Source organism: Streptomyces katrae, assembly GCF_000717655.1.
In the GTDB taxonomy this organism is placed as follows: domain Bacteria; phylum Actinomycetota; class Actinomycetes; order Streptomycetales; family Streptomycetaceae; genus Streptomyces; species Streptomyces katrae_B.
Genome location: NZ_JNZY01000004.1, coordinates 19,534 through 43,763 on the forward strand (window position 1 = coordinate 19,534; position 24,230 = coordinate 43,763).

Annotated in this window: 19 protein-coding genes, 1 tRNA gene and 2 pseudogenes; 15 read left to right on the forward strand and 7 right to left on the reverse strand. The window is 73.2% G+C overall.

Going from position 1 to position 24,230, the window contains the following annotated elements; translation table 11 throughout:
* Nucleotides 1–79: 79 nt before the first annotated feature.
* The 3 genes from IF09_RS0106505 (at nt 80) to IF09_RS0106515 (ending at nt 2,554) form a co-directional block, all read left to right on the forward strand.
* On the forward strand, nt 80–745 hold the full coding sequence (locus IF09_RS0106505; protein ID WP_030292841.1) for a helix-turn-helix domain-containing protein: 666 nt from the start codon (nt 80–82) through the stop codon (nt 743–745).
* 67 nt (nt 746–812) lie between these two features.
* Nucleotides 813–1,370, forward strand: a complete 558-nt coding sequence (locus tag IF09_RS0106510; protein ID WP_030292842.1) for a hypothetical protein — start codon at nt 813–815, stop codon at nt 1,368–1,370.
* Nucleotides 1,367–2,554 (forward strand): MAB_1171c family putative transporter, encoded by a 1,188-nt coding sequence (locus tag IF09_RS0106515; protein ID WP_030292844.1) that lies wholly within the window; start codon nt 1,367–1,369, stop codon nt 2,552–2,554. The genes IF09_RS0106510 and IF09_RS0106515 overlap by 4 nt, the downstream gene beginning before the upstream one ends.
* A 29-nt stretch (nt 2,555–2,583) precedes the next feature.
* Here IF09_RS0106515 and IF09_RS0106520 read toward each other — a convergent pair whose 3' ends face one another.
* Nucleotides 2,584–3,363 carry a DUF4239 domain-containing protein gene (locus tag IF09_RS0106520; RefSeq protein WP_030292846.1) on the reverse strand — a complete coding sequence of 260 codons (780 nt, stop codon included), beginning with the start codon at nt 3,361–3,363 and terminating at the stop codon, nt 2,584–2,586.
* Nucleotides 3,364–3,411: 48 nt separating this feature from the next.
* Nucleotides 3,412–4,098 carry a hypothetical protein gene (locus IF09_RS41595; RefSeq protein WP_051832147.1) on the reverse strand — a complete coding sequence of 229 codons (687 nt, stop codon included), beginning with the start codon at nt 4,096–4,098 and terminating at the stop codon, nt 3,412–3,414.
* A 316-nt stretch (nt 4,099–4,414) separates the two neighbouring features.
* Here IF09_RS41595 and IF09_RS0106530 point away from each other — a divergent pair, with 316 nt between their 5' ends.
* Together IF09_RS0106530 and IF09_RS0106535 are read left to right on the forward strand one after the other, a co-directional pair.
* A complete protein-coding gene (locus IF09_RS0106530) occupies nt 4,415–5,716 on the forward strand; it encodes a sensor histidine kinase (protein WP_051832149.1) in 1,302 nt (433 codons plus the stop codon).
* Nucleotides 5,704–6,372 (forward strand): response regulator transcription factor, encoded by a 669-nt coding sequence (locus IF09_RS0106535; RefSeq protein WP_030292853.1) that lies wholly within the window; start codon nt 5,704–5,706, stop codon nt 6,370–6,372. Before IF09_RS0106530 ends, IF09_RS0106535 begins: the two co-directional genes overlap by 13 nt.
* A gap of 176 nt (nt 6,373–6,548) precedes the next feature.
* Here the strand turns inward: IF09_RS0106535 and IF09_RS48190 are convergent.
* Nucleotides 6,549–7,520 (reverse strand): annotated as a pseudogene (locus IF09_RS48190) (glycosyltransferase 87 family protein); the annotation flags it as partial.
* A 158-nt stretch (nt 7,521–7,678) separates the two neighbouring features.
* Nucleotides 7,679–9,394 carry a methionine--tRNA ligase gene (metG, locus tag IF09_RS0106545; RefSeq protein WP_030292856.1) on the reverse strand — a complete coding sequence of 572 codons (1,716 nt, stop codon included), beginning with the start codon at nt 9,392–9,394 and terminating at the stop codon, nt 7,679–7,681.
* Nucleotides 9,395–9,915: 521 nt separating this feature from the next.
* On the opposite strand from metG, the gene IF09_RS0106550 reads away from it, so the two are divergent.
* Nucleotides 9,916–10,437, forward strand: coding sequence for an RNA polymerase sigma factor (locus tag IF09_RS0106550; protein WP_234320899.1), 522 nt, complete (start codon nt 9,916–9,918; stop codon nt 10,435–10,437).
* 794 nt (nt 10,438–11,231) lie between these two features.
* Nucleotides 11,232–11,951 (forward strand): annotated as a pseudogene (locus tag IF09_RS48425) (IclR family transcriptional regulator domain-containing protein); the annotation flags it as partial.
* A gap of 402 nt (nt 11,952–12,353) precedes the next feature.
* Here IF09_RS48425 and IF09_RS0106560 read toward each other — a convergent pair.
* Nucleotides 12,354–13,205 (reverse strand): LysR substrate-binding domain-containing protein, encoded by an 852-nt coding sequence (locus IF09_RS0106560; RefSeq protein ID WP_030292862.1) that lies wholly within the window; start codon nt 13,203–13,205, stop codon nt 12,354–12,356.
* A 160-nt stretch (nt 13,206–13,365) separates the two neighbouring features.
* Here IF09_RS0106560 and IF09_RS0106565 point away from each other — a divergent pair, with 160 nt between their 5' ends.
* Entirely contained in the window at nt 13,366–14,418 is a 1,053-nt protein-coding gene (locus tag IF09_RS0106565; RefSeq protein ID WP_037634184.1) for a bile acid:sodium symporter family protein, read from the forward strand.
* Between the two features lie 9 nt (nt 14,419–14,427).
* Complete coding sequence (locus IF09_RS0106570) at nt 14,428–14,859, forward strand: hypothetical protein (RefSeq protein WP_030292866.1); 432 nt, start codon at nt 14,428–14,430, stop codon at nt 14,857–14,859.
* A 52-nt stretch (nt 14,860–14,911) separates the two neighbouring features.
* Here IF09_RS0106570 and fdhD read toward each other — a convergent pair whose 3' ends face one another.
* Nucleotides 14,912–15,748: a formate dehydrogenase accessory sulfurtransferase FdhD gene (fdhD, locus tag IF09_RS0106575; protein ID WP_030292868.1), complete on the reverse strand. Its 837-nt coding sequence runs from the start codon at nt 15,746–15,748 to the stop codon at nt 14,912–14,914.
* A gap of 218 nt (nt 15,749–15,966) precedes the next feature.
* Here fdhD and IF09_RS0106580 point away from each other — a divergent pair, with 218 nt between their 5' ends.
* Complete coding sequence (locus IF09_RS0106580; protein ID WP_030292870.1) at nt 15,967–16,908, forward strand: beta-ketoacyl-ACP synthase III; 942 nt, start codon at nt 15,967–15,969, stop codon at nt 16,906–16,908.
* Here the strand turns inward: IF09_RS0106580 and IF09_RS0106585 are convergent.
* Entirely contained in the window at nt 16,892–18,070 is a 1,179-nt protein-coding gene (locus IF09_RS0106585) for a low temperature requirement protein A (protein ID WP_051832150.1), read from the reverse strand. The two genes, IF09_RS0106580 and IF09_RS0106585, sit on opposite strands and share 17 nt — an antisense overlap.
* A 209-nt stretch (nt 18,071–18,279) precedes the next feature.
* On the opposite strand from IF09_RS0106585, the gene IF09_RS0106590 reads away from it, so the two are divergent.
* The 5 genes from IF09_RS0106590 to IF09_RS0106610 all read left to right on the forward strand — a co-directional run bounded on the left by IF09_RS0106590 (nt 18,280) and on the right by IF09_RS0106610 (nt 24,223).
* The gene (locus IF09_RS0106590) at nt 18,280–18,741 is read left to right on the forward strand and encodes a hypothetical protein (protein WP_037634186.1); all 462 of its coding nucleotides are present in this window, start codon (nt 18,280–18,282) and stop codon (nt 18,739–18,741) included.
* A 144-nt stretch (nt 18,742–18,885) separates the two neighbouring features.
* A tRNA-Leu gene (locus IF09_RS0106595) sits at nt 18,886–18,970 on the forward strand.
* 213 nt (nt 18,971–19,183) lie between these two features.
* Complete coding sequence (locus IF09_RS0106600) at nt 19,184–20,773, forward strand: serine/threonine-protein kinase (protein ID WP_234320905.1); 1,590 nt, start codon at nt 19,184–19,186, stop codon at nt 20,771–20,773.
* Between the two features lie 245 nt (nt 20,774–21,018).
* A complete protein-coding gene (locus IF09_RS0106605; protein WP_030292878.1) occupies nt 21,019–22,842 on the forward strand; it encodes an AMP-dependent synthetase/ligase in 1,824 nt (607 codons plus the stop codon).
* A 112-nt stretch (nt 22,843–22,954) separates the two neighbouring features.
* Nucleotides 22,955–24,223: an ABC transporter substrate-binding protein gene (locus IF09_RS0106610; RefSeq protein WP_030292880.1), complete on the forward strand. Its 1,269-nt coding sequence runs from the start codon at nt 22,955–22,957 to the stop codon at nt 24,221–24,223.
* Nucleotides 24,224–24,230 lie beyond the last annotated feature (7 nt).

Below are 24,230 nucleotides of genomic sequence, written 5' to 3' on the forward strand. Positions count from 1 at the left end.
CTGCGGCGGCTCCTCGGCTAGATTCCAAAAGCCGACCATGTGCCCGTACCGACCCCGCCGCGATCTAGGAGAACCACTGGTGACAGACGGCTTCCCGGCTCCCGTCGCGGTGGCCAACGCGCCCCTGGCAGCCACCGTCACGCGCGTCGCCGAACTCGCGGGCAAGATGGGCCGTGACCTCAACAAAGTCTTCGACCTGCGCCGCCTCTCGGAGGCCTCCGGCGTTCCCGCCGACGTGGTGAGGACCCTGCTGGACGGCCGTCCCGCCGGCGAGCCCTGTCTGCAGACCCGTTTCCTCCAGCGCCTCGACCTGCTCCGGCGCACCCGGCTGAAACCCAACGGACGCCGCTACACGCAGCAGGAGATCGCGGACGGCGCCGGCATGTCCCGGCAGCAGGCCGGCGCCCTGATCAACGGTGACCGCAGGCCCACCATGGAGCACTGCGACGCGATCCAGCGCTTCTTCGGCGTCCACGCCGGGTTCCTCACCGCGCACGACGCCGACGCCCTCACCGACGCGCTCCAGCGCACCGAGCAGCAGCTGCTCCAGGACTACGCGGGCCGTGCCCGCGAAACCGTACCCGCCCCGGCGGCTTCGACCGGCGATCCGCTGGCAAGACTCCTCCAGAACCACGGCGTCCGGGGCATCGCCTGGCGCGCCGCCCAACTGCCCAGCGACAAGCACCGGGACAAGGTGACCGAGTGGCTGGACATGCTTCTCGAAAGCGTCAAACCGAATGAATGATGACCCAGTCGAGAGTCTGGGTCTGATCCTTGAGTCCTGATCCGGATCCGCGCCGACGGGGAGAACGGTGAGCATAGGCAGAGAGCAGCGCCGGTTGTGCGGCGAACTGGTGGCCGGGCTCCGGCTGACCGCGCCCGTGGAACCCGTGGACCTCTACGCCGCCCTCTGCGAGGGCATGAGCAGGCACCGCGGCCGCAGGGTGGACTTCCGGATGGCCTCGTTCCCGCCGGGGACGGCCAGCGGCCTGTGGCTCGACATGGCGGACCGCGATCTGGTGGTCATCGAGGAGCGCACCGCACCGGACCACCAGCTGGTCATCCTGGGCCACGAGCTGTGGCACATGAAGGCCGGCCACTGCAGCCACCACGTCGACGGAGCCGCCGTCGCCGCCCGGCTGCTGAGCGACGAGGCCGACCTCGGGGAGACGGTCCGGCGCGTCGCCGCGCGCACGCGCGCCGACGTCTCGGAGGAGACCGAGGCGGAGACGTTCGGTTTACTGCTGGGCAGCCGCTGCCGGACCTGGCTCGCCGGTTCCGCGAGCCATCGGGCGCCCGCACAGCGTGACCAGTTGGCGGGCCGCATCGAGGCCTCGCTCGGATACCGGGGGCACAGGAACGACCGTTGAACGGCCAGGACTACTACATACCGGCAGCCGCCCTGGCGGTCTCACTCGCCTTCAAGCTGCCGGCGCTACGGCACAACTGGCGCGACCCGCTCCTGAGGTCGGTCTGCGCCCTGTTGATCCTGGCCGGATCGGTGTTCACCTTCGCCGCTCCGCCCACCATCGAGGCGGTCAACCGCTGGACCGGCGTCGCCAACTTCTCCGCACCGCTCGTCTACTGCCTGATCACCCTGTTCAGCGCCGCCTGCCTGGTGCTGATCGTGAACTGGCGCGGCGGCCCGGCCGAAGTGACCCGGCGCATCTCGCGCCGCTGGATGCTCGGGTACGCCGCGGTCGTCGTGGTGCTGGTGGTGCTCTTCCTGTTCGGTGAGACCCCGGTCGAGCGGCTGCGCGACTTCGACACCTACTACGCCAACACCCCGTACATCCAGCAGATGATCGCCCTCTACCTGACGGCACACCTCGTGGCGGCCGTCGTGATGGTGGCCATGTGCTGGCGCTGGTCCCTCCAGGTGCACGGCTGGCTGCGGATCGGCCTGATGATCATCGTCTCGGGCTACATCTTCAACCTCAGCTACGACGCCACCAAGATCTCCGCGGTCGTCGCCCGCTGGGCCGGCCACGACCTCGACGGCCTGAGCACCTTCATCGCCCCGCCGCTCGCCTCCATCGGCGCGCTGATCAGCGCGATCGGCTTCGTACTGCCCCTGCTGTGCCAGCGGCTCTCCGACAGCTGGCAGACCTGGACGACGTACCGGCGGCTCGGCGCGCTCTGGCACGAGGTGCAGATCGGCGCCCCCAGCGGCACGCCCTGCGTGCAGATGTCCTGGTGGGCCCCGGCCGAACTGCGCGTGATCCAGCGGGAGTCGGACATCCACGACGGATTCCTGCACCTCGGCCCGTACTTCGACCTGAGCCGCCGCGAGGAGGCGTACGCGCGGGCCCTCGCGGACGGGACGGACGAGGAGACGGCGCGCGCCGTCGCCGACGCGGCGATGGTCGCGGCCGCCGTCCAGGCCCGCTCGGCGGACCCGGAGGGCGCGGTCATCGGGGCCAGCGAGGAGAGCGTCCTCGACACCCTCGGCAGCGCGCGCGACCTCGTACGGATCTCCCACGCGCTGCGGCATTCGCCGGTGGTGGCGGCCGTACGCCGGCAGGTCGCGCTGACGGGGAGCGGACCGGCCTGAGCCGGCCCGCTCGCTCCCGGCCGACGGCGTCAGCGCTCGGCCGCGGCCAGCGCCACCTTCGGGAACAGGTCCTGGAACGGGCCCGCCGAATCGATTCCCTCCCGGCCGTAGGGCGCGTCGAAGCTCCACACCATGAACAGCAGGAACACGATCAGCGCGCTGAACAGACCGGCCAGCAGCAGCTCTCGTCCGGACCTGCGGATCTGCAGGGTGAAGATCAGCCCCACGGTGACCACCCCGCCGACCAGCAGCCCGAACCAGACGACGCTCGGCAGCGTCGACTCGTCGGCCTGCATGCGCGAGTGGCGGGCGTCGTCGGCGGCCGCGATGTGGTCCAGCAGCGGCTGGTAGGCCTGCGCCTGCAGCTCGTTCGCCGGGCTCTGGTGGGTGACGTCGGTGCGCAGCTTGCCGAGCAGCGCGGCGCCCTTCGGCGAGGCGCCTTCGCCCGAGGTCAGCAGCGGCCAGTCCACGGCGACGGTGTGGGAGACGTACGCGTCCACCTCGCCGCGGATCCGGTCGCGGACGGGAGCCGGGTAGACGTCGGCGCGCTGGGTGACCTCGTACAGCGACTGGGCCTCGCGGCGCACGCTGTCCTCGGCGGCGCCGCGGGCCTCCCAGACGCCGGCGATGGCCAGGCCGAGCACGATCGCGTAGACCACGCCCACCATCATCGTCATGTACTCGATGACGTCGGGGGTTTCGCTGGTGTCCTCGTCCTCCGCGACCCGGCGGTGCCGGAACGCGGTGCAGGCGAGGACGAGGGCGCAGACGAGCGCCATGGCGACGGCCAGGACCAGCCATTCGGACACGAGGGTTCTCCCGTTGGTGGATCGGTGGGTGGGTGCCGGGCGGCGCGGTCAGCCGCGGCTCTTGGAACGCGGCCGCAGTGCGGCGGCGGCGAGCACGGCCGGGGTGGTGACGACGACCATGAGCATCACGGTGGACATGCCGCCCGGGCCGCGCCGCTCCAGGGCGATCGAGTGGTACGGACGCACGTGGAAGGCGCGCACGGGCGCGGCCACGGCTGCGGCCCGGGGCGGGGCAGCTGCTCCGGCCGGCGCCGGCTCCGCCACCTCCGCGGGACCAGGCGCGGGCGGCGGGGGCTCCGGCACCGCGGCCCTTGCCTTCGCCGTCGACGGGGGCGGCTCCGGCGGCGCGGGGGCGGCGCCCGCCGGCAGGGGGCCCTGCCCGCGGTGGTGCACGGTCGGCCGCGCGGCGCCGGGCAGGACGGCCCGTACGGGAGGCCGGACCGCGGCCGGTGTGGCGGCGGGGGGCGTGACAGCGGGGTGCGTGGCGGCGGGCGGGCTCGGCGGCCCGGCCGGAACGCAGGCGTCGCGCGGCGTCCCGTGGCCGTGGCCGATACCGGTGCCGACGCCGACGCCGTCGCCGTCGCCGTCGCCGTCGCCGTCGCCGTCGGCCTGGCCGATACCGGTGCCGTGGCCCTGGGCGATTCCGGTGCCGACATCGGCGACCGCCACCTGGCCCTGCAGCGGGCAGAGGGCCGCCACCAGGCCTGCTCCGGCGAAGTACTGCCAAGCGGTCACCGCGCGTCCTCCCGTTGTGAGGGTCTCGGCTGAAGAAACGATCACAACGGCACTTCGACACGCCGCAGAGGCGTCAAGATCACCGAGGCCCGGGTGACGGCCCGCCGTCGAGAGCGCGCTCGGCGGGCCTGCCGGCCGATTTGCCCTGGCCGATGGAGAGGACCGGGCCGGTGACCATGAGCCGAGGCCGAGGCCGGCGTAGGCGAAGAACGCGAACATGACGAGCGCCGCGCCGCCCACGCCGAGGAGCCTCCGCCGCCGAAGAAGTCCGGCTGCCGCCTCATGGGTCGGGCGCGGGCTCGCCTACGCTGACCGCATGTCCCGCGTGTCCGAAACCGCCGCCGAACCGCCGGTCGCCGTCTGGGTGGCGCTGAAGCGGCCGTTCCGCTTCCTCGGCTCCTGGTGGCCGTGGCGGTGCTGGTCGTACCTCGGCAGCGGGATCCTCCTGGGGTACGGGGTCCTCCTCGCGCTGGCGCTGCTCCTCGGGCTGGGGGTGCTGCTGGCCGTCGCCGGGATCGGGCTGCTCCTGCTGCTCGGCGCCGTGGCCGGAGCAGTGCCGCTCGGGCAGTTCGAGCGGTGGCGGCTGCGGTGGGTGGAGCCCGCGCCCGTGCCCGATCCGCACGTCTCGCTCGCCGGGGCGGCCGCCGCCGCCTGGCTGAGGACCCGGCTGCGCGAGCGGGCCACGTGGCGGGAGCTCGGGTACGCCGCCCTGCTCGGGCCGGTGTTCGCCGCGGCCGGCTTCGGGGTCGTCACGCTGTTCGCCTTCTCTCTGATCCTCGTGTCGAGCCCCGTCGTCGTGTGGGCCCTTGCCCCCGAAACCGTGATGCTGATCCCCGGCAGGCCGGTCTCCGGCCCGCTGGAAGCCCTGGGCGGTACCGCCGTCGGACTGGCCGGGCTGGTGCTGGCCGCGTACGCGGGAGGGCTCCTCGCGGGAGCCCAGGTGAAGACCGCGCGGCTGCTGCTCGGGGCGCGCGAGGAGGACGCCCGGGTGCTGGAGCTGACCCGCTCCCGGGTCCGCCTCGTGGACGCCTTCGAGGCCGAACGGCGTCGGATCGAGCGGGACCTGCACGACGGCGCCCAGCAGCAGCTGGTCGCCCTCAGCATGACCCTCGGTCTCGCCGAGCTGGAGCTGCGCAGGGTGCCGCAGGCCGCCGACGCGGCCGGACTGGTGGCCCGGGGCCGCGGCGAGGCGCGGCTGGCCCTGGAGCAACTGCGCGACCTCATAAGGGGGATCCACCCGCAGGTGCTCACCGACCACGGGCTCGCGGCGGCCGTCGCGGAGGTCGCGCTGCGCCACCCCGTGCCGGTGACGGTGGACCTGGACGTGCCCCGGCTGCCCGAACCGGTGGAGATCACGGCGTACTTCACCGTCACCGAGGCCCTGACCAACGCGGCGAAGCACAGCGGCGCCTCGCACATCGGGATCGCCGGTAAGGTCGACGGTGGCCGGCTGACTCTCTCCGTCACCGACGACGGCCGCGGCGGGGCGGACCCCGGCGCGGGAGCGGGCCTGGCGGGTCTCGCGGACAGGGTGGCGATGTTGCAGGGCAGGCTGGTGGTGTCCAGTCCGGTGGGCGGACCGACCGAACTCCGGGTGGAGGTGCCGTGCTCCGGCTGATTCTCGCGGAGGACTCCGTCCTGTTGCGCGCCGGGCTGACGGAACTCCTCACCCGCAGCGGCCACCGCGTCCTCGCCGCCGTCGGGGACGCCGAGGAGCTGATCCGGGCGGTGGCGGCCGAACGGCCCGACGCCGTCGTCACCGATGTCCGGATGCCGCCCGGCTTCCGCGACGAGGGCCTGCGCGCCGCCCTCGAACTGCGTTCCCGGGACGGCTCGTTGCCGGTGCTCGTGCTCTCGCAGTACGTCGCCACGGCGTACGCGACCCAGCTGCTCACCGCCGGCACGGCGGCGGGTGGTCCGGCCGGGCTGGGCTACCTGCTCAAGGACCGCGTCGGCGAGGTGGCGGAGTTCCTCGACGCCCTCGAACGGGTCGCGGGGGGCCAGACGGTCATCGACCCCGACGTGGTCCGGGTCCTGCTGGGGCGGCAGGCGGCGGACCGGCCCCTCGCCCGGCTCACCCCGCGCGAACGCGAGGTGCTGGCCCTGATGGCCGAGGGCCTCAACAACCAGGCTTTGGCGGCCCGGCTGTTCGTCACCGAGGCGGCCGTCGTCAAACACGCGAGCAGCATCTTCATGAAGCTGGACCTCGACCCGACGGAGGGCAACCGCCGCGTGCTGGCGGTGCTGGCCCACCTGCGCGGCGCGGAGGGCTGACCCTTGGCGTAGCCGCCCGCGGAGCCGGCCACGATGCGGGAGAACCCCGGGGCGGTCACCGACCGCGCCCAGACCACCAGCAGCACCGGCAGCGCCAGATAGCCGAAGCGCCCGGCCGGGGCCAGCAGGAAGGCCAGCGTGAGGCCGATCGCGAGGCGGTCGGCCGCCGCCATCAGCGTGAGCGGCGGCCGCACCACCAGCGAGAGCGCAACCGCCAGGCCGCCCACCGCGAGCAGAGCCACCGTCAGCCACCAGCCCCAGGTGCCCAGTCCGGCCAGCAGATGTCCCGGCAGCGGGCTGCTCGCCGGGGTGGGCACCTCCGCGCGCCCGGTCGGGAAGGCGAACACCTGCCGCACCGTCTCCGCCGGCTGGAGCAGTGCGCTCGGCAGCACCAGCGCGGCCGTGCCGAGGACCGCCACCGCAGCGCAGCGCACCGCCGCCCGGCCGCCCCGGCAGGCCGCGAGCAGGGCCACCGCCACGGCGACCGCGGGCAGCGCCGTCCACTTCAGCGCGCACGCCCCGGCGAGGGCCGCCCCCGCCAGGACCGGCCGCCCCGCCGCGGCCGCCGCCAGCGCCAGGCAGCACAGCCCGGCCAGCGGCAGGTCCACGCCGCTCACCGCCAGCGGCAGCGCCACCACCGGCGAGGCCACCAGCAGGGGCAGCAGGGGCGACCGCGCTCCGCCGAGCAGACGGCGCCCCGCCCACATCCCGCCGAACAGGACCGCCGCGCACCAGATCCGGGCGTCGCCCGGCCGTCCCAGCAGCGTGTGCGGGATGCCGAGGGCCGCCATGCCCGGCAGGTACGGCGTGTACTCGTCCACTCCCGCGGGCTGGTCCACGTACATCCGCCCGGTCTCCAGCAGCAGTCGTCCGGAGCGTTCGACGACCATCACCTCGGACTGCCCCCGGCCGGTCAGCACCAGCCAGAGCAGCGGGACCGCGACGGCTCCCACGAGGGCGGCCGTGACGGCGGCCCGCGGCCGCCGGACGGTGAGCGCCGCGGCGCACAGGTAGCCGGCCGCAGCGCACCAGCCCCACAGCCGGTGTGGCTCCAGTGAGGAGAAGAGCGGGAAGGACAGCGCCCAGGCGGCCGCCACGAGCCAGCCGGTCGCCTGAAGGGCGGTTCGGGCACTACGGGAAGGGGTCATGGGCCCATTCCAGCCGCGCGCACCCGGCCGGGTCTGCCCACCCAGGTGGACACTTCGGGGTCGGGTTTCCCCTACCGTCCCGCGCCCGCGTTCGGGGCACGGGTACGGCGAAGGGGCGCGGCCCCGGAAGGTCGCGCCCCTCGGCTCGGACGGGGAGGTCAGCCGGCCTCGGTACCGCCGAAGCGCTCGCGGTAGGACTCCAGGTCCTCCTCGGTGACCCGCGCGAAGAGCACCGGCGGCACGGTGAACGGCGTGCCCGCCGGGACCGCGTCCAGCGACTCGGCCTGCTCCGGGGTGACCCACGTGGCCGTGTCGTCGGCCAGCGCGAACGAGGAGCGCATGGCGCGCGCCGAGGCCGGGATGAACGGCTCGGAGACCACCGAGTAGAGGTGGATCAGGTTCATCGCCGTGCGCAGCGTGAGCGCAGCGCCCTCCAGGTCGGTCTTGACCTCCAGCCAGGGGGCCTTCTCGTCGAGGTAGGCGTTGCCTGCCGACCACAGGGCGCGCAGCGCGGCCGCGGCCTTGCGGTACTGGAGGGACTCCATGTGCCCCTCGTACTCGGCCAGGAGCTCGGCGATCTGCCGGCCCAGCTTGGCCTCGGCCTCGCCGGCCGGGCTGCCCGCCGGGACCTCGTCGCCGAACTTCTTGCGGGAGAAGGTCAGCACGCGGTTGACGAAGTTGCCGAGCGTGCCGCCGAGGTCCTTGTTGACGGTGGCGGCGAAGTGCTCCCACGTGAACGACGAGTCGTCGGACTCGGGCGCGTTGGCGATGAGGAAGTAGCGCCAGAAGTCGGCCGGGAGGATCTCCAGCGCCTGGTCGGTGAAGACGCCGCGCTTCTGAGAGGTGGAGAACTTGCCGCCGTAGTACGTCAGCCAGTTGAAGGCCTTGACGTAGTCGACCTTCTTCCAGGGCTCGCGGGTGCCGAGCTCGGTGGCGGGGAACATCACCGTGTGGAACGGGACGTTGTCCTTGGCCATGAACTGCGTGTAGCGCACGTCCTCGGCCTCGTACCACCAGGACTTGTAGTCGCGGTTCGCCGGGTCGGCGTCGGCCCACTCCTTGGTGGAGGCGATGTACTCGATCGGGGCGTCGAACCAGACGTAGAAGACCTTGCCGTCGGCGGCCAGTTCGGGCCACGTGTCGGCCGGGACCGGGACGCCCCAGTCGAGGTCGCGGGTGATCGCGCGGTCGTGCAGGCCCTCGGTCAGCCACTTGCGGGCGATGGAGGACGCCAGCTGGGGCCATTCCTCCTCGTGCTGCGCGACCCAGGCCTCGACCTCGTGCTGGAGCTTGGACTGGAGGAGGAAGAGGTGCTTGGTCTCGCGGACCTCGAGCTCGGTGGAGCCGGAGATGGCCGAGCGGGGCTCGATCAGGTCCGTGGGGTCCAGGACGCGGGTGCAGTTCTCGCACTGGTCGCCGCGGGCCTTGTCGTAGCCGCAGTGCGGGCAGGTGCCCTCGACGTAGCGGTCCGGCAGGAAGCGGCCGTCGACCGGCGAGTAGACCTGCCGGATCGCGCGCTCCTCGATGAAGCCGTTCTCCTGCAGCTGCCGCGCGAAGTGCTGGGTGATCTCGGCGTTCTGCTGCGAGGAGCTGCGGCCGAAGTAGTCGAAGGACAGCTCGAAGCCGTCGTAGACCGCCTTCTGCGCGTCGTGCGCCTGCGCGCAGAACTCGGCGACCGAGACGCCGGCCTCCTTGGCGGCGAGCTCGGCGGGGGTGCCGTGCTCGTCGGTGGCGCAGATGTAGAGGACGTCGTGGCCGCGCTGGCGGAGGTACCGGGAGTACACATCCGCCGGAAGCATCGACCCGACCATGTTGCCCAGGTGCTTGATCCCGTTGATGTAGGGAAGCGCGCTGGTGATCAGGTGTCGAGACATCCTCGGATGCTCCATTTCATCTATGCGGTGACAACGTGACGTGACGGATTGTGATGCGGTTCATCGTATCGAACCGCCGAAAGGCCACGGGCCGCATTTCTTCGGGGTGGACGTAACGCAAAAGCGAGGGAAGTGACCTCTCCGTCACGGCCCTCGCAGTGGGCCCATGCTACAGCCGGACCGGATCACCGCGGACCGGTGTCCGGGGTTCGGCCGGGAGGGCCCGTCGTGACGGTCGTCCGGGCTGGTCACAGGGCGTACGCCGGTGCATGGCGGCCCGGCTTGGCCCCGGCATATGCGTATGCGCGGAGTGGGCCCGCGCGCGGTCGAAGTCGGTCACACGCCGATCATCACCGAACGTAATCTTTCGACGTCTCTCTTCTGCGCCCCCCGGGTGCGCCCGCACTGCCAGGCTGTCCGCGCACAGGGGATTGAGGTGAGGTGGAACGGTGAGCGATGGCGGACCAGAGGAGTCCGGTGGGGCCGTGGGACTGCCCAGCCGACGGCGGCGGCCGACGCCCATGAGCCAGTGGGACCCGACGGCACGCCTGTCGTACTGGGCCTTCCACGCCAACCGGCGGCCCTCGTACATGCGTTTCGCGTACCTGCAGCTGGGCTCCGACACGGCTGCCGAGGACGCGGTGGACGCCACCTTCGACTCGATCATGAACGAGTGGTTACGCATGCTCCACATGGACCGGCTCGACGCCTACGCCTGGACCATCCTCAAGCAACGGCTGGTCGACCGGCAGCAGCGGCGCAGCACCTGGCCCGAACCGATGGACATCAGCGCCTTCGAGGCCGCCCTCAAGGAGGCCCACGCCGACCAGTACGAGGTGCTGACCGACACCATCCGCTTCTACTCCGCCGTGTCCCGGCTCGCCGAGCGCCAGCGCGACGCCGTGCTGTTGCGCTACGGGCTCCAGTGCACCCCGGGCGAGGCCGCCTCCGTGATGGGCGTCGACGAGGCCACCGTCCGCTCGCAGCTCGGCCAGGCCCACCGGCGGCTCGCCCGTCTGCTCGACACCTCCGCCGCATCATGAGGCGGCGCGAGGGCAAGGAGGAGCGCGGCGGCGACGCCACCCGCCGCTCCCTGGCCGAGTTCCTGACCCGGGCCGGGGTCCGCGACCGGTACCCGCACTACGACCTGGGCGCGGCCGAGGCGCGGCTGCTGCGCGCCGCCCGGGGGCAGGCCGCCGCGGCGCCCTCACGGCGCCGTGCGTACGGATGGAGCGACCCCGCGCGGGACTGCCCGCTCGACTCCGAACGGGCCCGGCGCGATCTGAAGGCCGTCTGCCTGGCCGCCGTGTGCACCCCGAAGGCCGAGGCGCAGCTCAAGGCCTTCGTCGAGAGCGGGCACACCGATCTGGCCGGGGCCGTCGTCTTCGGCTGCCTGCTGCACCTGGCCGGGCTGCGCGAAGGCGCCCGCTTCTGGTGGCAGTTCGCCGCCGGTTCCGGGCGGGCGCGGACTGCGTCGGCCGCGTACTGCCTGTTCCTCGACCACTCCCGGCGCGGGGAGCACCACGACGCCCGGGTCTGGGCGCGGGAGCTGGGCCGGCGCGGCTTCCGGCCGGGCGGCCGGCGGGATCTGCGCGAGGTGCGGCTGTGCGCGCAGGCGACGGTCCTGCGTTACGTCGACCAGCTCGACGATCCCGATCTGGGCCCGGTGCCGCTGCCGAGGCCGGGACTGCCGGCGGCGCTGGACGCGTTCCGGCCGGCGGCGCCGGTGGTGGCGCAGTCGCCGGCGCGGACCCGGCTGGGGGCCGGCCCGCTGCGGCATCCTGCGCTGGCGTCGGCCGCGCGCGACGGCCGCGTCCGGGCCGGGACGGGCGAGGCCCTGGCGGAGGCGCGGCGCGCGCTGGCCGTCGTACGGGTCCTCGAGAAGCATCCGCTGGGGGTACGGGCGGGACAGCTGGGGCGGGAGGCCGGTCTGGCGGAGGCGGAGCTGCGGCCGCTGCTGGCGATGCTGTGCGAGGAGGAGTACGCGTACCGCCCGGGCGCGGGCGTGTACGCGCGCGGGCCCGCCCTCGACCGGCTCGCCGCCCCCGGCGGCAGCGGGCTGGCAGGTCAGCTCCAGCGCACGCTGGCCCTGGCCCGGGACAGCGCGGGCGCCGCGGTGTACCTGAGCCGGTATGCCGAGGGGGAGGTCAGGATCACCCAGACGGCCGACGGGCCGGGGGCTCCGCCGGTGCAGGAGTGGGTGGACTTCAAGGCGGCGGCGCACGCCAGCGCCGTCGGCAAGTGCCTGCTGACGCAGCTCGACCACGACCGCCGCCGCGACCATGTCGCCCGGTACCGGCCGGCCCGGCTCACCCCGCAGACGATCACCGACAGCCGGGTGCTGTTCAGCGCGCTCGACGCGCTGGCTCCGGGCGCGCCGGTCTTCGACCTGCGCGAGTACGCGCCGGGGGTCGTCTGCTCGGCCGTCCCCATCGCCACCGGGGACGCGGCGGGCAGCCTCGCACTCTCCCTGCCCGCGAACCGCGCCCACCGGCTGCCCGAGGCCACGGAGGCCCTGCGCCACAAGGCCGTCCCGGTGCTCCTGGCGCTGCTCCTGTCGGGAGCGATCCCCCCGGACGCGCCGTCTGCCGCGCAGCCCCCGGACGCCGAGGACACCCCGCCGGCCCCTGCACCCCTCCCCCGTCCGTCGCACGTCACTCCGGAGATCCTCCGCCACCTCCGCAGCCTCTTCCGCACCCCGCTGACCCGCGCCACGCCGTCCCCGGCCGGTCCCCACCTGGTCAGCGACACCGCGGCGGAGGCGGCGTACTTCTTCGACCCCCTCCCGGAATCCGGCCCACCCCGCCTGGCCCTCCCCCTCACCTTCGCCCCCCTCACCCCAGGCACCCTCCCCCCGTCGGAAGGCCTGCTGATCCTGGGCACCTGACCCGAGGTCCGGGGCGCCTCGTTCGCGGCCCCGGCGGTGTTCGAGGCGCGGGGGTCCGGGGCCGGCCCCCGGTCAGGCGGGGCGGGTCAGGCGGTCCGCGCCCGAGAGGATCGCGGCCGCCAGCGCCTCCGCCGCCTGCGAGCTCCGCTCGCCCCGCAGCAGCGCGAACTCCACCGCCCCCAGCTCCGGCAGCCCCGGCACCCGCACCAGCCCCGGCGGGATCAGCCCCCGCGTGTGCGCCATCACGCCCAGCCCCGCCCGCGCCGCGGCGACCAGCCCGCTCAGGCTGCCGCTCGTGCACGCGATCCGCCACCCCCGCCCGTCCCGCTCCAGCACCTCCAGCGCCCGGGCCCGGGTGATCCCCGGCGGCGGGAAGACGATCAGCGGCACGGGCCGTTCCGGGTCCACCCGCAGCCCCTCCGCCCCGATCCACACCATCCGGTCCCGCCACACCAGCCGGCCCCGCTCGTCCCCCGGCCCGCGCCGCTTCGCCAGGACGAGGTCGAGCCGCCCCGCGTCCAGCCTTTCGTGCAGGGTCCCGGACAGCTCGACCGACAGCTCCAGCTCCACCTCCGGATGCTCGTGCCGGAAGCCCTCGAGGATCTCCGGCAGCCTGGTCAGCACGAAGTCCTCCGACGCCCCGAACCGCAGCCGCCCCCGCAGCCGCGTCCCGGTGAAGTAGGCGGCCGCCCGTTCGTGCGCCTCCAGGATGGTCCGGGCGAAGCCCAGCAGCGCCTCGCCGTCCTCCGTCAGCTCCACGCTGTGCGTGTCCCGCAGGAAGAGCTGCCGCCCCGTCGCCTCCTCCAGCCGCCGTACGTGCTGGCTGACCGTGGACTGCCGGACGCCGAGCCGCCCGGCGGCCTGGGTGAAGCTGAGCGTCTGGGCCACCGTGAGGAACGTGCGCAACTGGACGGGGTCGTACATGGCGGGCATGGCTCCATGCTGCCACGGCCATCACGAACCGCAATGACAGTAAGTGCGGTGTACGGGTTTCCCGATCACCATCCGGAGCGCCACGATGAGGAGGCACCCCCGGGGCACGCCCCGGCCCCGCCGCCACCACGACAGCAAGAGAGCCCCGTACATGCGCCGCCCGCAGATGCCTTCCCGGCTGCCCCTGGACCCGTACGTCCTGGCCCTCCTGGGCACCGTCGGCCTCGCAGCGCTGCTGCCCGCCCGCGGGCCGGCCGGCTCCGTCGCCGAGGGCGCCGCCACCGGGGCCGTGGCCCTGCTCTTCTTCCTCTACGGTGCCCGGCTGTCCACCCGCGAGGCCCTCGACGGCCTGCGCCACTGGCGGCTCCATCTGACCGTGCTGGCCTGCACGTTCGTCCTCTTCCCGCTGCTGGGCCTGGCCGCCCGCGGGCTGGTCCCCACCCTCCTCACGCCCCCGCTCCACAGCGGACTGCTCTTCCTGTGCCTGGTCCCCTCGACCATCCAGTCCTCGATCGCCTTCACCTCGATCGCCCGCGGCAACGTTCCCGCGGCGATCTGCGCGGGCTCGTTCTCCAGCCTCGCCGGCATCCTCCTCACCCCGCTCCTCGCCGCCGGCCTGCTCGGCAACAGCGCGGGAGGGTTCTCCCTCGGCTCCCTCCTCAGGATCGTCCTGCAGCTCCTGCTGCCGTTCCTGCTGGGCCAGGTGCTCCGCCCCTGGGCCGGCGGTTTCCTGGTCCGGAACAAGAAGGTGCTCGGCTTCGCCGACCGCGGCTCGATCCTCCTCGTCGTCTATGCCGCCTTCAGCGCGGGCATGGGCGCCGGGATCTGGCACCAGGTCAGCGTCCCCCGCCTGGGCGCCCTGCTGGCGGTGGAGGCCGTACTGCTCGCCGTCATGCTCCTGGTCAGCTGGTACGGGGCGAAGCGGCTCGGGTTCGGCCGGGCGGACCGGATCGCCATCCAGTTCGCCGGGTCGAAGAAGAGCCTCGCGGCCGGACTGCCCATGGCCAGCGTGCTGTTCGGGGCCCAGGCGAGCCTCGCGGTGCTGCCGCTGATGCTGTTCCACCAAATGCAGCTGATGGTGTGCGCGGTGCTGGCGCGCCGCCGCGCCCGGGACCCGGAGTCCGCGGAGGGCGCCGAACTGCCCGCCGGGCATGTGGTGGAGGTCTCGCCGTCGCTCCAACACCACGCGCCGCAGGGCCGGTAACGTGCGGCGGTGACCTGGATACGCCCGCTCGCCGCCCACGCCGAACGCCCCTGCACCCTCGTGGTCTGCCGCGGCTGCTGCTGCGGGGACCCCCGCAAGAACCCCGGCTCGGACCACGCCGGCCAGCTGGCCCGGCTGCGCGAGGCCGCGGCGGCGTCGGGGGGCCGGCTGGCCGTCCGTACGAGCGACTGCCTCGGGCCGTGCGCGCAGGCCAACGTCATCGTGGTCCAGCCCACCACCGAGGCCCGTCGCCGGGGCGCCCGGGCGACCTGGTTCGGCTGGGCCCTGGACGACACCGCGACCGACGAGGTCATCGCCTGGGCGGAATCCGGCGGCCCCGGCGTCACCCCGCTCCCTGCGACCCTGGACCTCCACCGCATCGACCCGCCCGAGCCCGGGCCCAGGCCGGAAGCGAAGCGCCGCACCCGCCGGGGCCGCTGACCGGAGGGCCCCCGGATCGCTGGACAGGGCCGCGGGAGCGCCCGGGGAACCGCTACAGCGTGATCCGTTCCTCGCCCGCGTAGATGTTCATGTTCTGCCCGCGCAGGAAGCCGACCAGGGTCAGACCCGACTCCAGCGCCAGGTCCACCGCCAGCGAGGACGGCGCCGAGACGGCGGCCAGGATCGGGATGCCCGCCATCACCGCCTTCTGCGCGAGCTCGAAGGAGGCCCGGCCGGACACCAGCAGCACCGCGCCCGCCAGCGGGAGCAGGCCGGCCTGGAAGGCCCGGCCGACGATCTTGTCGACGGCGTTGTGCCGGCCGACGTCCTCCCGCAGGTCCAGCAGCTCGCCCTGCGGGGAGAACAGCCCGGCCGCGTGGAGGCCGCCGGTGCGGTCGAACACCTTCTGCGCCGCGCGGAGCCGGTCCGGCAGCTCGCCGAGGAGCTCCGCGGGAATCCGTACGGTGTCTTCGGCCGCGCTCCGCCGGAGCGGGAAGCGGGTCGCCGTGCGCACCGCGTCGAGGCTGGCCTTTCCGCACAGACCGCAGGAGGAGGTGGTGTAGACGTTCCGTTCGAGCGTGATGTCCGGCACCGGGACCCCGGGTGCGAGCTGCACGTTGACGACGTTGTAGGTGTTCGTGCCGTCCTCCGCCGCCCCCTCGCAGTAGGTCACGGCCCGTACGTCCGACGCGGAGCCGAGCACTCCCTCGCTCACCAGGAAGCCCACCGCCAGCGCGAAATCGTCGCCGGGGGTGCGCATCGTGATGGCCAGCGGCTTGCCGCTCAGCCGTATCTCCAGCGGCTCCTCGGCGACCAGTGTGTCCGGGCGGACCCCGGTCACCCCGTTCCGCACCCGGATGACACGACGGCGCTCGGTGACCCGTCCCATGGTGATCAGCCCGCCCGTTCTGTCCTCGTCGCGCACCTCGTCGTGCAGCTGACGAGCCCATTCTCCCGGATCGCCGTTCTGCGGCGCTCCCGGCAGGAAGATCCTCCGGAATCTCCAAATTCAGGGCAGGTAATCCTGTTGGGTCACGTGCACATGTACCCACCAGTAGCAGGTCAAGCTGGGTGATCCTGACTTCCGACGTAGGGGGGACCCCGCCCATGACCGGTTCACGCGTGGTGGCGCTAGGGCACTACCAGCCCGCGAAAGTGATCACCAACGAGGACCTCGCGGCGATGGTCGACACCAACGACGAGTGGATCCGCTCCCGGGTCGGCATCAAGACCCGGCACATGGCGGGCCCCGACGAACCGGTCGACGAGCTGGCCTTCCAGGCCGCGGGCAAGGCCCTCGCCGGCGCCGGTCTGTCCCCCGACGAGATCGACCTCGTCCTGGTGGCCACCTCCACCGCGATCGACCGTTCGCCCAACATGGCCGCCCGCGTCGCCGCCAAGCTCGGCATGGGCGGCAGCCCGGCCGTCATGGACCTCAACGTGGTCTGTTCGGGGTTCACGCACGCCCTGGCCACCGCCGACCACGCGATCCGGGCCGGTTCGGCCACCCGGGCCCTGGTCATCGGCGCCGACAAGATGACCGAGATCACCGACTGGAGCGACCGCACCACCTGCGTGCTGACCGGCGACGGCGCGGGCGCGGCCGTGGTCGAGGCCTGCGAGGAGCCCGGCATCGGCCCGGTCCTGTGGGGTTCGGTCCCGGAGATGGGCCACGCGGTGCGCATCGAGGGCTCGCCGCCGGTGTTCGCCCAGGAGGGCCAGTCCGTCTACCGCTGGACCACCAGCTCGCTCCCGCCGCTGGCCCGCAAGGTGTGCGAGAAGGCCGGGGTGGCCCCCGAGGAGCTGGCCGCCGTCGTCCTGCACCAGGCGAACCTGCGGATCATCGAGCCGCTCGCCGCGAAGATCGGCGCCGTCAACGCGGTCGTCGCCCGCGATGTCGTGGACTCCGGCAACACCTCGGCCGCCAGCATCCCGATGGCCCTCTCGAAGCTGGTCCAGCGCGGCGAGATCCCCACGGGCGCCCCGGTCCTCCTCTTCGGCTTCGGCGGCAACCTCTCGTACGCGGGCCAGGTCATCCGCTGCCCGTAGGCCGTCCGGCCGCCGCCGGGCAGCCCGGGGTCCAGCGGACCTCGGCTCCCAGCGCTGCCAGGAGTACGACGACCAGGGCGAGCAGCTGCCAGAGCCCGGCGGTGGCCGTGCCGACCGGGACGGTGGCCAGGACGAGCACCAGCGCCGCCGCCCGGAACCGGGCCGGGCCGATCCCGAGCACGGCCCGGAAGGCCAGGTCCCCGGCCAGGTAGAGGGCGATCCCGCCGGCCAGGGCGAGCGCCGGGCCGGTGTGCAGGTGCTCGCCCAGGTGCCCGATGGTCTTTTTGACGCCGGCCGCGAAGGCGGCGACCCCGAGCAGCATGGGCAGGAAGGCGTAGTAGTACGCGAGCATCGCCAGCTTGAAGCGCTTCTCCGGGGCCGTCTCGGCGAAGACCTCCTCGGCCCGGCCCTCGTCACGGACGAAGTACATCCACCACAGCGCCGACGCGACGGCGAGCGCGAGGAAGGCACCCCCGGCGATGCCCACGGACAGGGGCAGCGAGCCGGTCCCGATGCCGATCGCGATCACGGACTCCCCGAAGACGATGATCAGCAGCAGCCCGTGCCGCTCCACGAGGTGCTCCGCGCTCATGCCGCCCAGCTGGTCGCTGACCGTCGTCACGGCGGGCGCGGCCTCGGCGGGCTCCGCCCCGCTCGCCGCCACCCTCTGCACGAGCTGCGGCACGGCGAACTGGATCAGCAGGGCGAGCACCCACAGACCCCAGGCGGGCGGCCCGTCGAAGAACCCGGCGGTCAGCACCGACAGCGCACACAGCAGGTTCGGCAACGCGAACCAGAGCACGCCGGAGCCGTGGGCCTGCGTGTACAGGGCGCTGTGCACGAGGACGACGAACACGTACCCCAGGCCGAACGCGACCCCGCCGGCCCCGAACGCGGTCGGCACCGCCAGCGCGCACACCAGGAACGCCCCCATGGCCAGCATCAGCAGGACCTTGCGCACGGTGCGGTCGGGCGGCACCTGGTTGGTCAGGTGCGCGTAGCCCCCGTACATCCAGAACAGCACGGTGAAGATCACCAGCACCTGGCCGGCGCCCCGGAAGCTGATGTCGTCCGCCAGCAGCACCGTCAGCTGGGTGATGGTGAAGACGAAGACCAGATCGAAGAAGAGCTCCAACGTGCTGACGCGGTGCGGTGTTTCCATGCGTGACCCCCCTGGATGCAGACGTGCGGCGCTCATCCGACCGCCTCGGTACCCGTGGTGTCCAGCCTGTATCGGCATCCGGGCGCGCCGGGGCCCGTACGACCTGAGATGTACGCGGATCCCGCCCGGTGGAGGGACGCGCCGGCCCGGGGCCGGGCCGGAGGATGAAGGCACGCACGCCATCCGCCGCCGAGGGAAGCGAACGCCGCATGATCCGCAGGTCCGTCGTCCTGACCACCGCCGCAGTCGTCTCGGCCGTGGGGCTCGCGACCGTGGTCGCCCTCCCGGCCGCGGCCGACTGGTACGGGAACCGCCACCAGGAGACGGGCACGTACGCGACGGGCACCGAGGCGAAGACGGCACGGGCCTCGGTCCCGCGCTGGCTGCCGGACGACGCGACGTCGGTGCAGTACGCGATGAAGACGACGGGCGGCGACCGCCTGCTGACGGCGGCCCTGCCGGACGACCGGCTCCCGACCGCGTGCACGACGGAGCCGCGGCCGCACGCGCAGGAGGTCCCGCTCGCGCAGGACTGGTTCCCGAAGGACGCCCGGGGGAAGGCCACCGCGCGCTGCGGTCTGTACTACGCCTACATGGACGGCACCACCCTCTACGCGTGGCAGCACAACGACGACTGGCTGAGGGCCGAGGGCACCGCGGCGGCCCGCTGACCCGCGAGACGCGGAGTCTCGCCACCCCCTCGGCGACATGCGTGCAGGTCAGCGAGCGGCCCGGGCCCGAATACCTGGTCGGAAGCACCCCGATCCTTTGCTATTGTTGTCCTTGTCGCCGCGGGAAACCGGGGCCGACCACCGGTCCGGGTGGCGGAATGGCAGACGCGCTAGCTTGAGGTGCTAGTGCCCTTTATCGGGCGTGGGGGTTCAAGTCCCCCCTCGGACACAGAGCAAGAACCCCACTTCGGTGGGGTTTTTTTGCGTTGGGGGTGCGGTGGCTCCACGTTGTGCGGCTCGGGCGGCGGGGGCGGATCCGGTGGTGCGGCATCATGGGGCGCCACGGGGTCGGAGGGGAAGCAACGTGTCGCACGACGGACCGGACAGCAGCATCGTGATCGCCGGGCGGTACCGCCTGGAGAAGCGGTTGGGCAGAGGCGGCATGGGGACCGTCTGGCGGGCCTCCGACGAGCTCCTCGGGCGTCCCGTCGCCGTCAAGGAGCTCCACGTCGACGGGGGCGCGGACGCCAGGGCCGCCCTGCGGGAGGCCCGGACCGTCGCGCAGGTCAGGCATCCGCACGTCGTCGTCGTGCACGACGTCGTGGAGCACGAGGGGCGCCCCCACATCGTCATGGAGCTCGTCGACGGCGGTTCGCTGGCCGACCGGCTCGGCACCGAAGGGCCGCTGGACCCCGCCGAGACCGCGCGGACCGGCCTGGCCCTGCTCGGCGCCCTGACCGCGGCGCACGCGCGCGGGGTGCTCCACCGGGACGTCAAGCCTGCCAACGTCCTCATGGAGGCCGGGACCGGGCGGGTGGTGCTCACCGACTTCGGCATCGCACGGCTCGCCGGGTCCACCACCATCAGCGAGACCGGCGCGTTCGTCGGCTCGCCCGAGTACACCTCGCCCGAGCGCATGCAGGGAGCCGCCGCGGGACCCGAGTCCGACCTGTGGTCGCTCGGCGTCCTGTTGTGCGCGGCGCTGACCGGTCGGTCGCCCTTCCACCGCGATTCGCTCGGCGGGGTCCTGCACGCCGTCGTGTACGACGAGATCCGGCCGCCGGCGCAGGCGGGGCCGCTGGTTCCGGTCATCCGCGGTCTGCTGGAACGCCTCCCGGAGCGGCGGATGGGGGCGGCGGAGGCCGAGCGGCTGCTGTCGGCGTACGTGAGCACGGGCAAGGTCCCCGTCGTCGCCGACCGGGTACCGGCACCGGGTCCGGTGACCGAGCCGCCGACCGGGCGCGCACCCGGCGGGGGCGGCGCGGTCGGCTACTCGCCGACCGAGCACGTCCCGCAGCCGGCCGCCCCGGCCCGGCGGGCCCGGCCCGCTCTCCGGGCGGCGCTGATCGCCGCGCTGTTCGCCGTGGCGGTCGCCGGCGCCGTGGCCGTCACCTCGCAGCTCGGCGGACGGTCGGCGGACGGCGCACGGGAGGCGGCGCCCGCCGCCACCGCCTCGGGATGGAGCCGGGCCTCCGCGGGCGCCGCCGGCGCCAAGCCCGCGCAGACCCTCTCGCCGACGGCGGCCCCCGCCCGTACCGCGCCCCCGTCGGTGCCTGCGGACGCCAAGCCCGCGCCCGCCGGGTACCGGTCGGTGTCCGACCCTGCGGGCTTCGGCCTCGCCGTGCCCGAGGGCTTCCAGCGCTCCACCGACGCCGAGCGGGTCTTCTACGTGTCGCCGGACGGGGCCTTCCGGATCGGCGTCAAGGTGAAACCGGCGGTGTCCGAGGGGCCGGTCGCCGTCATGCGGCTCTCCCACGCGAGCGGCCCGGCCACCAACCCCGGCTACCGCGACGGCACGGTCGTCCCGACCACCCACAACGGACTGCCCGCCGCGCTCTGGGAGTTCACCTGGAACGGGTTCACCGCTGCCGAAGGCGCCCGGCACACCTTCGACGTCTGCTGGGACGAGAACGGGCGCATGTACGACGTGTGGGTGTCCGCGCCCGTCGGCCGGCTCGCAGAAGCGCGGAGCCACTTCGACGCGACGCTGGACTCCTTCGTCCCGGGCGGGCCGGCAGCCGAGAACCGCTGAGGACCGCCCCGCTGCCTCCTGTCCGCCGCCTCCCGTCCGGCCCTCTCCCGTCCGGCGCACGATCGGCGGGGCGCTGCGCGTTTCCGGGCCGTCGCCGCGGGGAGTGTCTCCCCGGACGCCCCTTCCGCACCTCCGGCCGGCCCGTCCCCACCTCCCTGGGGAGGTCTTGTGGAGGTCTTCACACGGTGATCAACCGTGGGGAGGCGTGGGGTAGCGTCGCCGCGCTGCGCGGAGAGGAGCGGGGCATGCGCGAGATCACCGTCCCACCAGTCGTTGTTGCGGCGCCCGTCGGCGGGCTCGCCGACGCCGTCTTCCGGCACGCCCTTGAGGATCCCGGCCGGGTGGTACTCGGGCGCAAGAGCGACGGGGTCTGGCGGGACGTGACGTCCGCGGAGTTCGCCGCCGAGGTGCTCGCGCTGGCGAAGGGGTTGCTGGCCCAGGGGGTCCGGTTCGGGGAGCGGGTCGCCGTCATGTCCCGGACCCGGTACGAGTGGACCCTGTTCGACTTCGCCCTGTGGGCGATCGGCGCCCAGCCGGTCCCCGTCTATCCGACCTCCTCCGTCGAGCAGGTGCACTGGATCCTGCAGGACTCCGACTGCACCGCCTGCGTCGTCGAGGACGAGGACCAGGCCATGACGGTCGGGTCCGTCATCGAGCGGCTCCCGCACCTGCGGCGGCTGTGGCAGCTCGACGCCGGGGCCGTCGAGGCGCTCGTCGCGGACGGCCGCGGGGTCGCCGAGGACCTGGTGCACCGGCACCGCGCCGCGGTCACGCCCGATGCCGTCGCCACGGTGATCTACACCTCGGGGACCACGGGGCGCCCCAAGGGCTGTGTGCTCACCCACGGCAATTTCATGTACGAGGCCGACACGATGGTGGCCCGCTGGGAGTCGGTCTTCCGGGCCGGGCCGGGTGAGCAGCCCTCCACGCTGCTGTTCCTGCCGCTCGCCCACGTCTTCGGGCGGATGGTGGAGGTGGCGGCCGTCCGGGCGCGGGTGAAGCTCGGGCACCAGCCGGTGCTGGCGGCGGCCGAGTTGCTGCCGGACCTCGCCGCGTTCCGGCCGACGTTCGTGCTGGGGGTGCCGTACGTCTTCGAGAAGGTCTTCGCGGCGGCCCGCCGCAAGGCGGAGGCGGAGGGGCGTACGGGCCCCTTCGACCGGGCGGTCGAGGCGGCCGTACGGTACGCGGAGGCGCGCGAGCAGAAGGCGTTCGGCACGGGGCCGGGTCCCTCGGCGGCGCTGCGCATGGAGCACCAGCTCTTCGAGAAGCTGGTGTACGGGAAGGTCCGCGAGGCGATGGGCGGCCGCGTGCGGCACGCCATGTCGGGCGGGTCGGCGATGTCGCGACGGCTCGGGCTGTTCTTCGACGGGGCCGGGATCACGGTGTTCGAGGGCTACGGGCTGACCGAGTCCTGTGCGGCGGCGACCGCGAACCCCCCGGGCGCGACCAAGTACGGCACGGTGGGCCGGCCGATCCCGGGCAGCACGGTGCACATCGCCGACGACGGGGAGGTCTGGCTGCACGGCGGCCACATCTTCAGCGGGTACCTCAATGACCCGCGCTCGACGGAGGAGGTGCTCCGCGGCGGCTGGCTGGCCACGGGCGACCTGGGGCGGCTGGACGAGGACGGGTACCTCACCATCACCGGGCGCAAGAAGGAGATCCTGGTGACCTCCAACGGCAAGAGCGTCTCGCCGACCGCGCTCGAGGAGCGGGTGCGTTCGCATCCGCTGGTCGCGCAGTGCGTGCTGGTGGGCAACGACCGGCCGTACGTGGCCGCCCTGCTCACGCTGGACATGGAGGGGATCGCGCACTGGCTGTCGATGCGCGGCCGCCCGCAGATGCCCGCGGCGCAGCTGGTCCACGACCCGGATCTGACGGCGGAGGTCAGGCGGGCGGTGGTGGCCGCGAACACGCTGGTCTCGCAGGCCGAGGCGATCCGCACCTTCCGGGTGCTGGCGGAGCAGTTCACGGAGGAACAGGGTCTGCTGACGCCCTCGTTGAAGCTGAAGCGGCGGGCGATCGAGAAGGCGTACGCGATGGAGGTGGCGGCCCTCTACCAGCCCTGACGGACCCGGCGGCAGCTGACTGACGATGCGTCACTTCACTTCGCCAGCAATATTGACGATCCGTCAGGTCGCCCACAGAATGCGGGGATTCCGACCGGAGGGGATCCCACACATGTTGCGACCGATCCGCACCCTGGCCGCCGCGGCGGCGGCGCTCGCGCTCGTCTCCGCCTGCAACTCCGCCTCCGACAGCAGCTCCCCCGGCAAGCCCGACGCGGGCGCGGCCGCCAACTTCCGCGGCGTGACCGACCGGTCGATCAAGGTCGGCGGCATCGTCTCCATGACCAGCGCCAGCGGCTACAGCAAGAAGGACACCGACCTCGGGGCCAGGGCCCGGTACCTGAGGGCCAACGCCGAGGGCGGGATCAACGGGCGCACGATCGAGTACCTGGGCGCGCAGGACGACGGCCAGGACCCCGCCAAGAACATGGCCGCCGCCCGCAAGCTCGTCCAGCAGGACAAGGTCTTCGCGATCTCCCCGATGAGCTCGGTCACCTTCTCCGGCGCCGACTTCCTGGAGCAGGAGAAGGTCCCCACCTTCGGCTGGGGCACCCTGCCCTCCTTCTGCGGTCCCAAGTACATCTACGGGTTCAACGGCTGCCTGGTCCCCTCCCCCGGCGGCACTCTGAACCAGACCTGGCCCGAGGGCATCGCCCAGATCCTCGGCGGGGCCAAGGGCAAGTCGGTCGCGGTCATCGCCACCGACAGCGACGCCGGAAAGTTCGGCATCCGCACCTTCCAGCAGGGCTTCACGAGCGCGGGGTTCACGGTCTCCTACGCCAAGGCCTCGGTGCCCGCGACGGCGGTGCCGAGCGACTGGTCGGCGTACGTGAAGGAGATCCTCGCCGGCAACGACGGCAAGGCGCCCGACGCCGTCGTCTCGGTCATGCAGACGCCCAACAACATCGGCCTGTTCACCGCCCTCAAGCGCGCCGGGTACCAGGGCGTGCTCTCCGACCCCACCGACTACGACCCCGGGCTGCTCGCCAAGGACGCCACCAAGCAGGCCCTCGACGGGGTGCACGTCCTGCTCCAGTTCGAGCCCTTCGAGTCGACGAGCCCGGCCATGGCCCGGTTCAAGGCGGACATCAAGGCCGCCTCGGGTGGCCGGGAAGTGCCCCTGAACATGCACATGCTGACCGGGTACATGTCGGCGGACCTGTTCGTGTCCATCGCGCAGAAGGCGGGAAAGGACCTCACCGTCACGCACTTCCAGAACGCCGCGCAGAGCTTCTCCGACACCGGCACCCTCGTCGGCGACCGGGCCGAGCCCAAGGGGCAGAAGGACAGCTTCGGCTGCGGTGCACTGGTCCAGCTGAAGAACGGGGCGTACGAGGTCTCCGTACCGTTCAAGTGTCACGCGCCGATCCCCTTCAAGTAGGCGCGGT

Excerpts from the sequence above, each read along its gene's own strand:
- IF09_RS0106530 (WP_051832149.1), top strand. The coding sequence starts at position 4,415 with ATGTCCCGCGTGTCCGAAACCGCCGCCGAACCGCCGGTCGCCGTCTGG.
- metG (WP_030292856.1), bottom strand. The coding sequence starts at position 9,394 with ATGTCTCGACACCTGATCACCAGCGCGCTTCCCTACATCAACGGGATC.
- IF09_RS0106550 (WP_234320899.1), top strand. The coding sequence starts at position 9,916 with ATGAGCCAGTGGGACCCGACGGCACGCCTGTCGTACTGGGCCTTCCAC.
- IF09_RS0106560 (WP_030292862.1), bottom strand. The coding sequence starts at position 13,205 with ATGTACGACCCCGTCCAGTTGCGCACGTTCCTCACGGTGGCCCAGACG.
- IF09_RS0106565 (WP_037634184.1), top strand. The coding sequence starts at position 13,366 with ATGCGCCGCCCGCAGATGCCTTCCCGGCTGCCCCTGGACCCGTACGTC.
- fdhD (WP_030292868.1), bottom strand. The coding sequence starts at position 15,748 with ATGGGACGGGTCACCGAGCGCCGTCGTGTCATCCGGGTGCGGAACGGG.
- IF09_RS0106580 (WP_030292870.1), top strand. The coding sequence starts at position 15,967 with ATGACCGGTTCACGCGTGGTGGCGCTAGGGCACTACCAGCCCGCGAAA.
- IF09_RS0106585 (WP_051832150.1), bottom strand. The coding sequence starts at position 18,070 with ATGGAAACACCGCACCGCGTCAGCACGTTGGAGCTCTTCTTCGATCTG.
- IF09_RS0106590 (WP_037634186.1), top strand. The coding sequence starts at position 18,280 with ATGATCCGCAGGTCCGTCGTCCTGACCACCGCCGCAGTCGTCTCGGCC.
- IF09_RS0106600 (WP_234320905.1), top strand. The coding sequence starts at position 19,184 with ATGGGGACCGTCTGGCGGGCCTCCGACGAGCTCCTCGGGCGTCCCGTC.
- IF09_RS0106605 (WP_030292878.1), top strand. The coding sequence starts at position 21,019 with ATGCGCGAGATCACCGTCCCACCAGTCGTTGTTGCGGCGCCCGTCGGC.
- IF09_RS0106610 (WP_030292880.1), top strand. The coding sequence starts at position 22,955 with ATGTTGCGACCGATCCGCACCCTGGCCGCCGCGGCGGCGGCGCTCGCG.